General features: G+C 53.1%; 11 protein-coding genes. 10 read left to right on the top strand and 1 reads right to left on the bottom strand.

Annotated elements, in window-relative coordinates; translation table 11 throughout:
* Positions 1-16: 16 nt before the first annotated feature.
* The 5 genes from HVE01_RS14745 to HVE01_RS14725 all read left to right on the top strand — a co-directional run bounded on the left by HVE01_RS14745 (position 17) and on the right by HVE01_RS14725 (position 9,466).
* Positions 17-1,264: a DUF945 family protein gene (locus HVE01_RS14745; RefSeq protein WP_146944904.1), complete on the top strand. Its 1,248-nt coding sequence runs from the start codon at positions 17-19 to the stop codon at positions 1,262-1,264.
* 209 nt (positions 1,265-1,473) lie between these two features.
* Positions 1,474-3,933, top strand: a complete 2,460-nt coding sequence (gene lon, locus HVE01_RS14740; protein ID WP_146944903.1) for an endopeptidase La — start codon at positions 1,474-1,476, stop codon at positions 3,931-3,933.
* Positions 3,934-4,083: 150 nt separating this feature from the next.
* On the top strand, positions 4,084-6,249 hold the full coding sequence (locus HVE01_RS14735) for a methyl-accepting chemotaxis protein (RefSeq protein WP_146944902.1): 2,166 nt from the start codon (positions 4,084-4,086) through the stop codon (positions 6,247-6,249).
* A gap of 167 nt (positions 6,250-6,416) precedes the next feature.
* Positions 6,417-8,261, top strand: a complete 1,845-nt coding sequence (gene ilvD, locus HVE01_RS14730) for a dihydroxy-acid dehydratase (RefSeq protein ID WP_125749958.1) — start codon at positions 6,417-6,419, stop codon at positions 8,259-8,261.
* A gap of 152 nt (positions 8,262-8,413) precedes the next feature.
* Positions 8,414-9,466 (top strand): oxidoreductase, encoded by a 1,053-nt coding sequence (locus HVE01_RS14725; RefSeq protein WP_125749954.1) that lies wholly within the window; start codon positions 8,414-8,416, stop codon positions 9,464-9,466.
* Positions 9,467-9,645: 179 nt separating this feature from the next.
* Here the strand turns inward: HVE01_RS14725 and nudE are convergent, their stop codons facing one another.
* Complete coding sequence (gene nudE, locus HVE01_RS14720; RefSeq protein WP_125749951.1) at positions 9,646-10,260, bottom strand: ADP compounds hydrolase NudE; 615 nt, start codon at positions 10,258-10,260, stop codon at positions 9,646-9,648.
* Between the two features lie 70 nt (positions 10,261-10,330).
* On the opposite strand from nudE, the gene yrfG reads away from it, so the two are divergent.
* The 5 genes from yrfG (at position 10,331) to msrB (ending at position 14,840) form a co-directional block, all read left to right on the top strand.
* Positions 10,331-11,008 carry a GMP/IMP nucleotidase gene (gene yrfG, locus HVE01_RS14715; RefSeq protein ID WP_125749948.1) on the top strand — a complete coding sequence of 226 codons (678 nt, stop codon included), beginning with the start codon at positions 10,331-10,333 and terminating at the stop codon, positions 11,006-11,008.
* Positions 11,008-11,397: a ribosome-associated heat shock protein Hsp15 gene (gene hslR / locus HVE01_RS14710; RefSeq protein ID WP_125749945.1), complete on the top strand. Its 390-nt coding sequence runs from the start codon at positions 11,008-11,010 to the stop codon at positions 11,395-11,397. The genes yrfG and hslR overlap by 1 nt, the downstream gene beginning before the upstream one ends.
* A gap of 58 nt (positions 11,398-11,455) precedes the next feature.
* Positions 11,456-12,331 carry an Hsp33 family molecular chaperone HslO gene (hslO, locus tag HVE01_RS14705; protein WP_125749942.1) on the top strand — a complete coding sequence of 292 codons (876 nt, stop codon included), beginning with the start codon at positions 11,456-11,458 and terminating at the stop codon, positions 12,329-12,331.
* 311 nt (positions 12,332-12,642) lie between these two features.
* Entirely contained in the window at positions 12,643-14,199 is a 1,557-nt protein-coding gene (locus HVE01_RS14700) for a phosphoenolpyruvate carboxykinase (RefSeq protein ID WP_125749939.1), read from the top strand.
* Between the two features lie 143 nt (positions 14,200-14,342).
* Entirely contained in the window at positions 14,343-14,840 is a 498-nt protein-coding gene (gene msrB, locus HVE01_RS14695; RefSeq protein ID WP_146944901.1) for a peptide-methionine (R)-S-oxide reductase MsrB, read from the top strand.
* Positions 14,841-14,848 lie beyond the last annotated feature (8 nt).

The raw sequence follows: 14,848 nt of genomic DNA, 5'->3' as shown, positions 1-14,848 counted from the left end.
TGTTCAAGGAGATCGCATGCGCAAGGAACGACTGATCGTGCCTATTCTCGCGGCCTTCGTGGTGGCGTGGGTGGTAGCACAACTGCTATCGAGCATTTTGTTTGAACGCAGTCTTCGTCAAGCACTAGAAGATTTGGAAGCGCGAGGGGAGTGGCGAGTTAGTCGCACGGAAAGCCGCCAAGGGTGGTTGACGTCTCAGGGGAAACTGCTTTTATCGCCCTTATTAGGGCGGCCATGGCGGTTAGAACTTACATACCGCGCTCGTCATGGTGCGCTAAGTACCGATGTTGAGGGAACGCTATTACCTCGTTTAGATAGCGTCTTGCAAAAAGCCGTGGGAGAAGTCTCCGCTCCGTCTATCCCGCGTTGGCAAGGGCGCTACCATACACTAAGTGGCCACAGTGAGCTGCGTCTGGCACTGGCTCCTTTTGTGATCCAGCAAAGTGGCCGTGAGCTATCTGTGCGTGGTGCTCGGATGCGCTTAGAGGGCGTGTTTGGTGATTGGCGGTTGCGCGGGCTGTTCGACCAGCTCACGTTAACGGACGGACCCGCTCAGTTAACCCTAGGGCCTTCCTCCCTCGAAAGTCGTTATACCTATATTGATGATGCCTATCACTTTGCGCAGCGCGACCATCTGCATGTTGAGGCGCTATCGCTTCACTATCCTGCCTATGATATTCATCTGTCGCCGCTTGATGTTCACAGCCACATGGTGCTCGACGAGCAAGAGCTTCGCTTAAATGGTGAACTAATCATTGGTGAGGTAAGTGTCCCAAGTGAAGCGCCAAACACCCCTTTGTTAAGCGGGCGGATTGAAGCAGAGCTTTCTCGTCTTAATGCAGATGCTGTTCGCGCAGCCATTCTGCGATTGCGCCAAGAAGCCTCATGGGGCGATGCTAGCCTACCGATGGCAGAAGGGCTGCTGGTGCGTTTAGCCCCTGATTTAAAAGGGATATTGAGTGATTCGCCGCGTTTAGACGTTACAACGATAGCGATTGAAAGCCCGCTGCTAGGTATCAATGTTAACGCAGATGGTGCGCTCTTTTTTGATGCGAGCGGGCTTGATGAGCTTATGATGACCGGGCTGGATAAGCCAGAAGAGCGCGCTCGCTGGTTAGGTTATATTGATGGTGATTTCACTTGGCACGATGCGCCAACCGTAGTTGCTCTTTGGCTAGGCCTCCCTCTTGGTACACGAGAGTTAGAGTTTGATGTTGTTCGTGGCGAGTTACGTGTTAATGGACGTCCGATGCCTCAGCTTTAGCCATAAGCGTTTTGAGCATCACCGTTTTGAGTACCACTGTTTTGAGCATCAATGCTTTCTACTAAGGCAGTGGCGAGCCATGAAGCTGTTACCACTCTTCGAATACACTGCTACAAATAGCGTCAAGGGTTGAAGTTCCCCCACTGTGCCCACATTCCATAGGCATTGCTAAGCGGATCAAGCCGCTAGTCACTGTTATGGGAGGGCGCATGAGCGACCAAGATTACGACCGCGATCACGAACACCTCGATTGGCTGACGGATGATGAGTCCGACGCACAGCAAGAAGATACCGTGAACAGTGAAGAGTACCGCTCGGACGGTGAGAAAGTTAGCTCGTTAGTGCCCGCCAGCGATATGCTCCCAGAGCGCATCTACCTTTTACCGATTCATAATCGACCTTTTTTCCCCGCTCAGGTACAGCCATTAGTCATCAACCGTGAGCGTTGGCAAGAAACCATACGTCGGGTAGGCAATACACCTCACCACACCATGGGTGTCGCCTTTGTAGGTGAGCAGGGTATTGAGTCGTTGGATCACAACGACTTTCCTGAGATTGGCACGGCGGTCAAAGTACATAAACTCCAGAGCGAAGATCAACAGATCCAGTTTATCGCTCAGGGGGTTCGGCGTTTTAAAATTCAGCGCTGGCTGTCTAAAGAGCCTCCTTACCTGGTGGAAGTCAGCTATCCCAAAGAACCCGTTGACGCTGAGAACGAAGAAACTCGCGCTTATGCAATGGCGATTATTAACGGCATCAAAGAGTTGCTGCCAATTAATCCGCTGTATGGTGAAGAACTAAAACATTACCTCAATCGCTTTAGTCCTCATGAACCCGGTCCGCTGACTGACTTTGCAGCCGCAATCACGTCTGCCAAGGGCCCTGAGCTGCAGGATGTGCTCGCCACACTGTCGGTGGCTGAGCGTATGCATAAAGTTCTCCCGCTGTTACGCAAAGAAATCGATGTTGCTCAGTTGCAAAGCGAGATCAGTGAGCAGGTTAACGCTCAGATGCAGGAGCGGCAGCGCGAGTTTTTCTTGCGTGAGCAGCTTAAAGTCATTCAGCGTGAATTGGGTATTTCCAAAGATGACCGTGAAAACGATGTTGACACGTTTAGGAACCGTCTAGAGTCTTTGGTGGTGCCAGAGCGCGTCCAAACACGTATTGACGATGAGCTTAATAAGCTCAGCGTGCTAGAAACCGGCTCGCCAGAGTACGGCACTACTCGTAATTACCTTGATTGGCTCACCTCGTTGCCTTGGGGCATTACCAGCCAGGACAAGCTCGACTTGGCCCATGCCAGGGAGGTACTTAACCGCGATCACGACGGCTTACACGATGTAAAAGAGCGAATTATTGAGTTTCTTGCCGAAGGTACCTTCAAAGGTGATGTAGGAGGCTCGATTGTGCTGCTGGTCGGCCCTCCCGGAGTTGGTAAAACCTCGATTGGACGCTCCATTGCTGAAGCCTTGGGCCGTGAGTTCTATCGCTTCTCCGTGGGAGGTATGCGTGACGAGGCTGAAATTAAAGGCCATCGCCGTACTTATGTGGGCGCAATGCCCGGCAAACTGGTGCAGGCCTTTAAAGAAGTCGAGGTCGAGAATCCTGTGATTATGCTCGATGAGATTGATAAGCTGGGCCAATCATTCCAGGGCGATCCCGCATCAGCGCTGCTTGAAGTGTTAGACCCAGAGCAGAACGTCGATTTCCTGGATCACTATCTTGATGTGCGCATGGATCTATCCAAAGTGCTGTTCTTGTGCACCGCGAATACCCTGGATTCTATTCCAGGTCCGTTGCTTGATCGTATGGAGCAGATTCGCCTGTCGGGTTACATCGCCGAAGAAAAGCTGCAGATCGCTAAGCACCACCTATGGCCGAAATTGTTGAAACGCGACAATCTGGCTAAGAAACGCATCAATTTGACCGATGCCGCGCTCAAGCAAGTTATTGATGGCTATGCCCGTGAGGCGGGCGTTCGCCAGCTTGAGAAACAGTTGCATCGAATTGTTCGCAAGGCAGCAGTGAAGCTGCTAGAAGAGCAGCTGGAAACGGTAAAAATATCGGTTAAAAACCTGGAAGAGTTCCTGGGGGCGCCGCTATTCCGCAAAGAGAAAGTGCTAAAAGGCGAAGGCGTGGTTACCGGGCTTGCCTGGACCTCTATGGGTGGCGCAACACTGCCTATCGAAGCGGGCAAAGTCCATGCGCTGGACCGTGGCTTTAAACTCACAGGCAAGCTTGGCGATGTGATGAAAGAGTCCGCCAACATCGCATACAGCTACACGCTGGGTCACTTGCAAGAGTATGGTGCCGATGCCGACTTCTTCGACTCGGCGTTTGTGCACCTGCACGTGCCCGAAGGGGCGACACCCAAAGACGGCCCGTCGGCAGGGGTCACAATGACCACGGCGTTGCTTTCACTGGCTAAGCATCAGGCAATTAATCGCCCCTTGGCCATGACCGGTGAATTGACCTTAACTGGGCAAGTGTTACCGGTGGGGGGAATCCGAGAAAAGATTATTGCCGCTCGCCGCAGCGATATTTTTGAGGTGATACTACCCGAAGCCAATAAGCGCGATTACGAAGAGCTTCCCGACTACTTGAAAGAGGGAATGACAGTACATTTTGCAAACCGCTATCGTGATGTGGCCAATGTGGTCTTCACATAAGCGCTTCAATCAATCGTTAAACAACCGTTTAGTTAAGCCGCCGCACCGAAGAGTGCGGCGCTTTTGTATGGTTATTCAGGGATTAAATTGCCTTGCGGCGAGTGATAATAGAGGTAAATCAAAATTAAAAAGTCCCTGGGGAGCCTGTATATGCGCAATAACCAACCCGTCACTCAGCGTGAGTACACGCTTGACGATGAGACTGTGCTGATTTCACGTTCCGATTTGAAGGGCAATGTAACCTACGCCAACGCCGCGTTTGTCGAGGTCAGTGGCTACACCCGCGATGAATTGATGGGAAGCCCTCATAACCTAATTCGCCACCCAGATATGCCGGAAGCTGCCTATGCAGATTTCTGGAAAACGATTCAGTCAGGTGCGAGCTGGCAGGGAACGGTAAAAAATCGTCGCAAGAACGGCGATCATTATTGGGTTACTGCTAGCGTGGCACCGCTCAGAGATGGCGACCGTATCGTAGGGTATACCTCGTTGCGGCGCAAAGCGCCTGCTCAAAGTATTGCGTTGGCAGAAACCGTCTATAAAGAAATACGCGAAAAAGGCAAATCTCGTCGCTACACGCTGGCGCAAGGCGCGCTAAGGCGCCGTGGTGTGGGAGGCTTTTTAGCTCGCTTTCAGTTTAATAGCCTAAAAGCTAAGTTAACGGGCATGGTGGTAGCGTCCATTGTTCTCATGGGATTGGCAGGCGGCCTGGGTATGTACGGCTTAATGGTTTCTGGCGAGCGTCTCGATACGTTAAATCGCTCAGGGCTAGAAGCAGTCGCCAACCTGCAGCGAGTAGAGCGCCAAATCGGCCAAGTGGTGGCTCAGTTGGAACCTGCTGTGCGCAACCCTCGCCGGGTTGATGTTGCCGCAGTTGCCGCGTCAGTTAGCGAATATTCTCAGTCAATACAAACGCTTTGGAACGAGTATCTTACCGACAGTAATGCCAGTGCTGAGCGTCTACAAGCGTTTAGTGCAGGATTAGCAACTTGGATCAGCAGTGTCGATACCACGGTGACTGCGGTTAGTGACGCAAACGGTTTTGCCGCTTTCGAAGCCTTTAACGACGGCGTACAACCGACCACCGAGCAGCTAAGAGAGAGCAGTAGCCAGTTAGTCAGCGATGAGCGAGCAAATGCTGAGGCGTTGGTTCGTCAGGCACAGCAGGGGCGTCAGCAGATGCTGATTGCTCAAATGGTGTTGATGGTGATTGGTTTGCTGCTGATGGTAGGCCTCAGTGTGGTGATTTTAAGATCCGTACTGCGTAGCGTCGAAGGCGCGCGGCATATTACTTTTCAAATTGCAGCAGGCAACTTGGCTGCTCGCGAACGCCGAGAAACCAAAGATGAGTTGGGTGAGTTGCTTTACTCATTGGATACCATGCGCTTTAGCTTGGCGAGTATTGTTGGTGACGTAGAGCATCGGGTGTCGGTTGTCACGCCTGCTGTTCAGCAAATTGCCGCCGAAAATGAAGAGCTTGCCTCCCGCACCGAGCAGCAAGCGTCATCACTCCAGCAAACGGCCTCTAGCATGGAAGAAATGACGTCTACGGTGCAGCAAAATACTGAGCATGCGCGCCAAGCGACGGAGCTAGCGATACAGAATGCCTCAAGTACCCGCGATACCCGAGAGCAGATGCAGCAGTTGGTCGCAAGAATGCAGCGTATTGCCCAAAGTGCTGAAAAAATGGCGGAGATGATTAGCGTCATTGACGGAATCGCTTTCCAAACGAATATTCTGGCACTCAATGCATCGGTCGAAGCTGCGCGTGCCGGAGAGCATGGCCGAGGCTTTGCGGTGGTGGCTAGCGAAGTACGTAACTTGGCGAGCCGTAGTGCCGATGCCGCTCAAGAAATTCGCAAGATGATTGAGAGTACGACGCAGGAGGTCAGTGGCGGGCGTGGCGCGGTTGAGCAAGCTGAGCGAGCCATTGACAATGTAATGCAGCAAGTCAGCCGTGTCAGTGAGCTGATGGAGTCGATCAGCACTGCCTCAAGCGAGCAAAGCAGCGGTATTGGCCAGATTAATTCTGCGATTGCTGAGATGGATAATGTGACTCAGCAAAATGCCACCAAGGTACAAACCATCGCAGCTTCTGCGGATAATTTAGCGCTAGAGACGTTTGAGCTAGCGAATGTAGTGGATGCCTTCCGTCTGGAAGGTGCCCAGGAAGAAAATGTTCGCTCTGCCCGAGAAAAGCTACAGCAGGTTAATCAAGCGCAGCATAAAGCATCATTGACGTTGCCTGCTGGCAAAGCCGCTGGGGAAAGAGGGCTGGCTAGCCAAGAGTCCTCTGCACAGTGGGAGACGTTTTAACGCTGTCCGCTAGGCTCTCTTAAACGAGCGCTAACGGCGAATAGGGAGCGGTGGTCAGTCTCAGCATCTAGTCTCCACGGCGCGCTCATGCCACAATCTAAGGCCGCTGGATTCATTCGCCTGCCGCCAAGAATGTGGCAGGCCACGATAAAGATGTAGAGGACACCATGCCCGAGTATCGCTCCCGTACGACCACCGCTGGCCGTAATATGGCCGGTGCCCGTGCCCTTTGGCGCGCCACTGGTATGAAAGACGACGATTTCCATAAGCCCATTATTGCGGTTGCGAACTCGTTTACCCAGTTTGTGCCGGGCCATGTTCACTTAAAAGACATGGGCCAATTGGTCGCACGTGAAATTGAAAAAGCTGGCGGTGTGGCTAAAGAGTTCAACACCATCGCGGTAGATGACGGCATCGCCATGGGGCACGATGGCATGCTCTATTCGCTGCCTAGCCGCGATATCATCGCCGATAGCGTTGAGTACATGTGTAATGCCCACTGTGCCGACGCGCTAGTGTGTATTTCCAACTGTGACAAAATTACCCCTGGGATGCTGATGGCGGCTATGCGCCTCAATATTCCGGTCATTTTTGTCTCGGGTGGGCCCATGGAAGCGGGCAAAACCAAGCTGCTAAATCACGGCCTAGATCTGGTCGATGCGATGGTCATGGCGGCTGACGACAGCGTTGATGATGACACCCTGGCTGAAGTTGAGCGCAGTGCTTGCCCCACCTGCGGCAGTTGCTCGGGTATGTTTACCGCCAACTCTATGAACTGCCTGATGGAAGCATTGGGCTTGGCGCTGCCTGGTAACGGAACCGTACTGGCCACCCACTCAGACCGCCGGCGTCTGTTTGAAACAGCTGGCCATCGCATTGTAGAGCTGGCCAAGCGCTACTATGAAGGTGAAGAAGCTCACCTGCTGCCCCGTGCGATTGGTAACAAAGCAGCGTTCAAAAATGCCATGACGTTAGATATCGCCATGGGCGGCTCTACGAATACGATTTTGCACTTGCTGGCGGCGGCTCAAGAAGCGGAAATTGACTTCTCCATGGCGGATATTGACCGGCTTTCCCGTGAGGTGCCGCAGCTATGTAAAGTGGCACCCAATACCCAGAAATACCATATCGAAGATGTTCACCGTGCGGGTGGCATTATGGCTATTCTGGGCGAGTTGGATCGTGCGGGAGTGCTGGACACGTCAGTGCCAACGGTTTATGGCGATAGCCTAAAAGCGGCGCTGGAAGAGTGGGATATTATGCGCTCGCCAAGCGCTGAGGTGGTCGAGTTCTTTAAAGCTGGCCCTGGCGGTATTCCTACCCAAACCGCTTTCTCGCAAAGCGCCCGCTGGCCAAGCCTAGATGGCGATCGTGCGACCGGTTGTATTCGTGACCTAGCGCATGCGTTCTCAACAGAAGGCGGTTTGGCTGTGCTTTATGGCAACATTGCCCTTGATGGTTGCGTGGTTAAAACGGCAGGCGTTGACGACTCGATTCTCGTGTTTGAAGGCAAAGCCCACGTCGTTGAGTCCCAAGATCAGGCAGTGGCCAATGTATTGGATGGTAAAGTCAAAGAGGGCGATGTGGTGGTTATTCGCTACGAAGGCCCCAAAGGCGGCCCTGGCATGCAGGAAATGCTCTATCCGACCTCGTACTTAAAATCCAAAGGGTTAGGTAAGGCTTGTGCATTGTTGACGGACGGCCGCTTCTCTGGCGGAACGTCTGGGCTTTCCATAGGCCATGTTTCCCCCGAGGCGGCGGCAGGTGGCGCGATTGGTTTGGTTGAGCAGGGCGATACCATTCTGATTGATATTCCTAACCGTACGATCAATGTACAGCTACCTGACTCAGTATTAGCGCAGCGCCGCGAGGCGATGGAAGCTAAAGGCAAAGACGCCTGGAAGCCCGTCGAGCAGCGTCCTCGTAAGGTAACCCCCGCACTGAAAGCCTACGCATTGCTAGCCACGTCAGCAGACAAAGGGGCGGTTCGCGACCTTTCCAAGCTCGACTAGGTGTAGGTACTATGTAAAGCAGCCCGTGCAAAGCGGGCTGTTTTATGTGGACTGTTTTATGTGGATTGCTTTATGTGGATTGCTTTATGTGAACCGTTTTATGTGAACCGCTTAATGCCCAATGCAAACCGTCAAAACGACTAAGGAATGTAATGAAGGCGATTATCAACGTTGGCCTCGTTGGCTATGGATTTGCGAGTAAAACGTTTCATGCGCCACTCATTCAGGCAACGGAAGGCCTGGATTTAGTCGCAGTATCCTCCAGTGATGCCGCCAAAGTGCATGCTGACTTAGATGTTGAGGTTGAACGCCAAGCACTAACGTTATGTCAGCGCAGCGATATTGATCTCATTGTTATCCCAACGCCTAATGACACGCATTTTCCACTCGCCAAAGCGGCGTTGATGGCGGGTAAACACGTAGTCGTCGATAAGCCGTTTACCGTCACACTTTCGGAAGCTAAGCAGCTTAAAGCGCTGGCGATTGATAAAGAGCGTTTGGTATCGGTATTTCATAACCGTCGTTGGGATAGTGACTTCCTTACCGTTAAAGCGCTGCTGGAAGCCGGTACGTTAGGCCGTGTCACTGGGTTTGAGTCGCGTTTTGATCGTTTTCGGCCTGAGGTTCGTGACCGCTGGCGCGAAAAAGCCACGCCGGGAGGTGGGATTTGGTATGACCTAGGTCCTCACTTGCTTGACCAAGCCTGTGAGCTGTTCGGGATGCCCAATGCCATCATGCTGGATTTGGGCGTGCGCAGAGACGACGCTAAAGCGGATGATGATTTTTTAGCGCTGTTGGAGTACGACGGCTGTCGCGTTAGCCTCAGCGCTGGCACGCTGGTTGCTGAATCAACACCGCGCTTCCGTATCAATGGTACGCAAGGCAGCTACCTTAAATACGGCCTAGATCCTCAAGAGAATCGCTTAAAAGCGGGGGAGGTGCCAACATCTGCGTGGGGTGCCGATTCACCAGGTACGTTAATCCTTCGCGAAGGTGACGGTGAAGACGCACCGCTAGTGCGTCACGAGCATGCTACCCAGGCGGGTGATTATCTGACTTATTATCAAGGCGTGGCAGTCGCAATCCGCGATAAAACACCGCTGCCTGTTGATATCGAAGATGCGCTACGCAACATGACGCTCTTGGAAGCTGGCCTAGACAGCCACCGCCAACGCCGTTGGATACCATTGAAGCATCACTTGTAAGCAGTTGGGGCGGCAGGCGCTGGGCGTCGTTCCGCCACCTTCCGCGGGTGCCTCATTCGCTCGTTCTTCGCGAAATTCGTTACCACGCGCTACATAACTTATTGAGTTGACGAGTTTTGTAGCGCGGCGTAAGCGTCAGCGCACCCGCGACCACGCCAGCGGCGTTGAACGTTAACGCTTTACAACAAATCCATTGCGCTATTACGTTTCTCTTCGCGTAGCTTATCCCTTGCGATATAGAGCGCGGCGATGGCGCGGGCTTCGTGGAAATCGTCACGTAAGAGCAGTGCCGGCAGTTCCTCAATGGCATGGGTTTCGACAATCAACGGCTCTGGCTCGTCGCCTGGCAGGCGCTTGGGATAAAGGTCGGTGGCCATTAGTACCTGCATACGGTGGCGCATATAGTTAGGCGCAAGCGATAACTCCACCAGCGGCTCAATGCGATGCGCGCCAAAGCCGCACTCTTCCATTAGTTCGCGATTAGCAGCAGTGACAATATCTTCGCCAGGGTCAACTAGCCCCTTTGGCAGGGTCAGCACATAATCTTCAAAGCCAGCCGCATATTCACGAATAAGCAGTACGTGCTCTGGATCGGGCATGGCAATAATCATTACCGCGCCTCGGTCTGCGCCGGTTAAACGTTCAAACTGGCGCTCTTCACCATTTGAGAAGCGCAAGTCAAGTGACTCAATCTGGAATAAGCGGCTTTTGGCGACGTTGGTACGCGCCAAAATTTGCGGCTTTTTCGGGTAGTCATGGGGGGTGTTGCCTGTTGAAGCGTCGTGGAGTGACATCATGCCTCCGTGGCTGCAAAAAACGGGTTACGCTACAATAGCATGCTTACTCTTTCATACTGGAGCGGCAATGATTGATTGGCGCGAGATTGATACTGTCCTACTCGATATGGATGGCACGCTGCTGGATTTGCACTTCGATAGTCATTTCTGGCTAGAGCACCTGCCGAAACGCTATGTTGAGCTTCATCAGCTAGACGCAGCGAGCCAGGAAGCGCTGCGTGCGCGCATTATCGGCGAGCAGGGCACGCTAAACTGGTACAGCCTTGCTTACTGGAGCCGCGAACTTGGGGTGGATATCGTGGCGCTGAAACGTGAAGTGCAGCACTTGATAGGCCTGCGTAGCGATGCACTAGACTTTTTAACCTGGCTGAAGCAAGCCCATCCCCGTGTCATTCTAGCGACCAACGCAGACCGAGCCAGCCTCGCGCTAAAATTGCCGCTGACAGGGTTGGAAAACTACCTCGATGCCATCATCTCATCAGAAGATGTGGGGGCAGCCAAAGAGGAGCAGGCTTTCTGGTTTGCGCTCCAAGAGCGAGAGCCGTTCGATTCGCAGCGCACGCTGTTTATCGATGATAACGCGCGTGTACTTGAAAGTGCCCGTGAGTTTGGTATCAAACACTTACTCGGTATTAAGCAGCCAGATAGCCAGCGGCCTGAAAAAGAACTGCAAGAGTTTATTGCCCTAGACCGGTTTGCCCAACTGCTGCCAGATAACCTGCCAGGGCAGCGAGGAGAGCGTTAATGAGCGACAGCGTTCGCTTGGATAAGTGGCTATGGGCTGCGCGGTTTTTCAAAACCCGTGCCCTAGCTAAAAAAGCGATAGAAGGCGGTAAAGTCCACTATGACGGTGGCCGCGTAAAAACCAGCAAAAATGTCGAGTTAGGGGCGCTGATTCGTGTTCCCCAGGGGTGGGATATTTTTGAGGTGGAAGTGGTTGCGCTTTCCGATCAGCGGCGCGGCGCGCCAGAAGCGCGTAAGCTCTACGCTGAAACGGAAGACAGCGTGCAACGCCGAGCCAAAGAAGCAGAAGCTCGTCGTCTCACCAACGAAGCCATGCAACACCCACTCAAACGCCCTGATAAAAAACAGCGGCGTGACATCCAGCGTTTCCAGCGCCAACAGGGCGATTAAGCACACGCTTACTCGTCATGGCGGTAAGCCTTCTCTCTATTTCTCCGACGGTTTCCTTATGTCTGATCAAATCCAGCGTTTTATGTTTGACCAAACCAACGTGCGTGGTGAAATCGTCACGCTCAGCACTGCCTATCACGAGGTGCTAGACCGCCACGCCTACCCACCAGCAGTTAATGAATTGCTGGGTGAGCTGTTGGCGGCGGTCGCTTTGCTAACCGACACGGTAAAACTAGATGGCACCTTAAGCATTGAAGTGCGTGGACGAGGCTCGCTGGCACTCTTAATGGCAGAGTCCAACCCCGGTGGTGAGCTGCGTGCAATTGCGCGAATTGCGGAAGATGCTGTGCTGCCCAGCGAACATGCCAGTTTCCGAGAACTGGTGGGAGAAGGTCAAATTGTGATTACCCTCGATCCCAGGGAAGGGCATCGGTATCAAGGTATTGTTGCGCTTGATCACGCTACCTTGGGAGGCTGCCTGGAAGCCTACTTTGGCCAATCAGAACAGCTGCCAACTCGCCTTTGGCTCGCGGCTGACGGCGAGCGTGCCGGTGGTCTTCTACTGCAACGTCTGCCCGATGCCTCACAAAATCAAGATATTGATGCCTGGGAGCGTAGCGTTCATCTCGCTGACACCATTAAGACTGAAGAACTTCTAGGGTTAGAGCAGCGCGAAGTACTGTACCGGCTTTATCACGAAGAAACGGTTAGAGTTTTCGAGCCAAAAGCACTACGCTTTGGCTGCACCTGCTCGCGGGAGCGAATGAGCCATGCGTTATACACGCTTGGTGAACAGGAGCTGCGCGATATTTTGCGCGAAGAAGGCGCAATCGATACGCAATGCCACTTTTGCCATACGAAATATCACTACACAGCCGCAGAGATTGAAATTTTATTAGAAAATCCGGACGCGCCACCCCCAGTGATTCATTGATTGTGTAGTCGCAGATGATGGCATGGGTATTGAAGTCGTATGTCTACCGCACTAGTCATAGCATAGCCTATAGGATGCCTGTCGAACGATTGTTTGAAAAACTTGCTGCGATGCAACACAAAATGTAGTGTCATTGTAGTAGTTTAACTACAAGATATTTGATGAAAGCCCCCGTTTCCCGGGGGCTTTCTTTTTGCCATAATGCGCCGGACTTCAGCGCACTCAGCCCGTGGTATTGGAAACAATAAGCGGCTGAGGTGATTTCTCAAGGCGTCGTTGACGCCCGGTAAATTCGAGACCCAGGAATCGACATGACCACGACTCAAGCCGCTCCCCAAGCCCACGTTAATCTTAGCAGCGCCGAACTGATCGAGCGCGCCGTGGCCCGTGGTGAAGGCCGCCTGTCGGCTAACGGTGCGCTGGTGGTAAACACCGGTCTGCGCACAGGGCGTTCACCGAAAGATCGCTATATCGTCGACGAGCCCTCTACTCGCGATAGCATCGACTGGGGAAGCGTGAACCGCCCGTTTGATAGTGAGAAATTTTCAGCGCTGTGGGCACGTGTAGAAGACTATCTGGGTAGCGGTGAGCATTTCGTTGCTGAACTGCATGTCGGCAGTGATAACACGCACTACTTACCCGTTCGTGTTACCACAGAAACTGCCTGGCAAAACCTGTTTGGCCGCACTATGTTTGTGCGTCCGCAGGCATATAACGCAGCGGTTAAAGATGAGTGGACGATTCTGAACGCTGCGGGCTTTGAGTGCGACCCAAGCCGCGACGGCACCAACTCAGATGGCTGTGTCATTATTAACTTTGCCGAGCGCAAAGTATTGATTGCTGGTATGCGCTATGCCGGCGAAATGAAGAAAGCAATGTTCTCGGTGCAGAACTACTTGTTGCCAGAAGCTGATGTTCTGCCAATGCACTGCTCTGCGAACGTTGGCGAAGATGGCGAAACCTGTTTGTTCTTTGGCCTTTCAGGCACGGGTAAAACCACGCTTTCCGCAGACCAAGCGCGTTACCTGATTGGCGATGATGAGCACGCCTGGGGCGACGGTATCGTCTTCAACATGGAAGGTGGTTGCTACGCTAAATGTATCGACCTGTCTGAGAAGAACGAGCCGGTTATCTGGAACGCGATTAAGTTTGGTACCGTGCTGGAGAACGTTGTTCTTGACGATCGTCGCGAGCCGGATTACGCCGACGACAGCCTGACTCAGAACTCTCGTGCCGCCTACCCGCTAGAGCACGTTGAAAAGCGTGTGCCGGAGAACCTGGCCGGTGAGCCTAACGCTATCGTCTTCCTGACCTGCGATATGTCTGGCGTGTTGCCGCCCGTATCGATTCTTTCTAAAGAAGCTGCCGCGTACCATTTCCTGTCAGGCTACACTGCGAAAGTGGGCTCTACTGAAATGGGCTCGTCCGAAGGTCTGGCTGCTACATTCTCTACCTGCTTCGGTGCGCCGTTCTTCCCGCGTCCTGCACGTGAATACGCCGACCTGCTGATCAAACGGGTAGACAAAAAAGACGCTCAGGTTTACCTCGTCAACACCGGTTGGACAGGGGGTGCCTACGGCGAAGGTGGCTCACGTTTCTCTATCCCGACCACTCGCGCCATCATCAGCGCTATTCAGGCTGGCGTGCTGCGTGATGTTGAAACCCAGCACATTGACGGCCTGAACCTTCAAGTGCCTGTAGCCGTGCCGGGTGTCGACTCTAGCCTGCTCAACCCTCGCGAAACGTGGGCTGACCAAGATGCCTACGACCGTCATCTGCAAGACCTTGCCACCAAGTTTGTAGATAACTTCAAGAAGTTTGAAGGCGTTAACGAGGCAATTGTCAAAGCAGGTCCGCAGTTAACCTGATAGGTGCGGTAGGATAAAGATTGTCGAGCGTTTGGATAACGAATCGAACGCTTGGATAGTCAAGTAGTCAAAACGGGACGGTGCTAAGGCGCCGTCCCGTTTTTGTGTCTATGTGCTTGACGTATCAAAGGGGGAGTGCGCAGATGAAACGTCGTCACTTTTTGGGTCTTGCAGGACTAACGGGGTTGGCAGGTGCTTTGCCTGGCGTCTCTTTTGGCTTTCCGCGATTAGACCTTGAAGCAGCCCCTGGCCTTGAAAAGCTTGAGTTAAGCGAAGACGAATGGCGTGAGCGCTTAACTGATGAAGCATTTTACGTGCTCCGCGAAGAGGGAACCGAGCGCGCTTTTTCAAGCCCTCTGGATGAAGAAGATAGGGAGGGCGAATACCGCTGTGCTGGATGCGATCTTGTACTTTTCACCAGCGCAATGAAGTATGACTCTGGTACCGGTTGGCCCAGTTTTTACGAGCATGTTGAGGGCCACTTATTAAGCAAGCTAGATTTCAAACTGGTGTGGCCCCGCACAGAGTATCACTGCGCGCGCTGCGGCGGTCATCAAGGCCATGTCTTTGGTGATGGACCAGAGCCGACAGGCTTGCGCTGGTGCAACAACGGTGTAGCGTTGCGGTTTGTGCCTGCATAAAACACTAT

Source organism: Vreelandella venusta, from assembly GCF_007989605.1.
Lineage (GTDB): Bacteria > Pseudomonadota > Gammaproteobacteria > Pseudomonadales > Halomonadaceae > Vreelandella > Vreelandella venusta.
The sequence above is the reverse complement of the archived record's forward strand: the minus strand, read 5'-3'. Positions and strand labels throughout refer to the sequence as shown.

Coding starts and splice junctions, on each gene's coding strand:
- nudE (WP_125749951.1), bottom strand. CDS start 10,260: ATGTCACTCCACGACGCTTCAACAGGCAACACCCCCCATGACTACCCG.
- lon (WP_146944903.1), top strand. CDS start 1,474: ATGAGCGACCAAGATTACGACCGCGATCACGAACACCTCGATTGGCTG.
- hslO (WP_125749942.1), top strand. CDS start 11,456: ATGTCTGATCAAATCCAGCGTTTTATGTTTGACCAAACCAACGTGCGT.
- ilvD (WP_125749958.1), top strand. CDS start 6,417: ATGCCCGAGTATCGCTCCCGTACGACCACCGCTGGCCGTAATATGGCC.
- msrB (WP_146944901.1), top strand. CDS start 14,343: ATGAAACGTCGTCACTTTTTGGGTCTTGCAGGACTAACGGGGTTGGCA.
- HVE01_RS14735 (WP_146944902.1), top strand. CDS start 4,084: ATGCGCAATAACCAACCCGTCACTCAGCGTGAGTACACGCTTGACGAT.
- hslR (WP_125749945.1), top strand. CDS start 11,008: ATGAGCGACAGCGTTCGCTTGGATAAGTGGCTATGGGCTGCGCGGTTT.
- HVE01_RS14745 (WP_146944904.1), top strand. CDS start 17: ATGCGCAAGGAACGACTGATCGTGCCTATTCTCGCGGCCTTCGTGGTG.
- HVE01_RS14725 (WP_125749954.1), top strand. CDS start 8,414: ATGAAGGCGATTATCAACGTTGGCCTCGTTGGCTATGGATTTGCGAGT.
- yrfG (WP_125749948.1), top strand. CDS start 10,331: ATGATTGATTGGCGCGAGATTGATACTGTCCTACTCGATATGGATGGC.
- HVE01_RS14700 (WP_125749939.1), top strand. CDS start 12,643: ATGACCACGACTCAAGCCGCTCCCCAAGCCCACGTTAATCTTAGCAGC.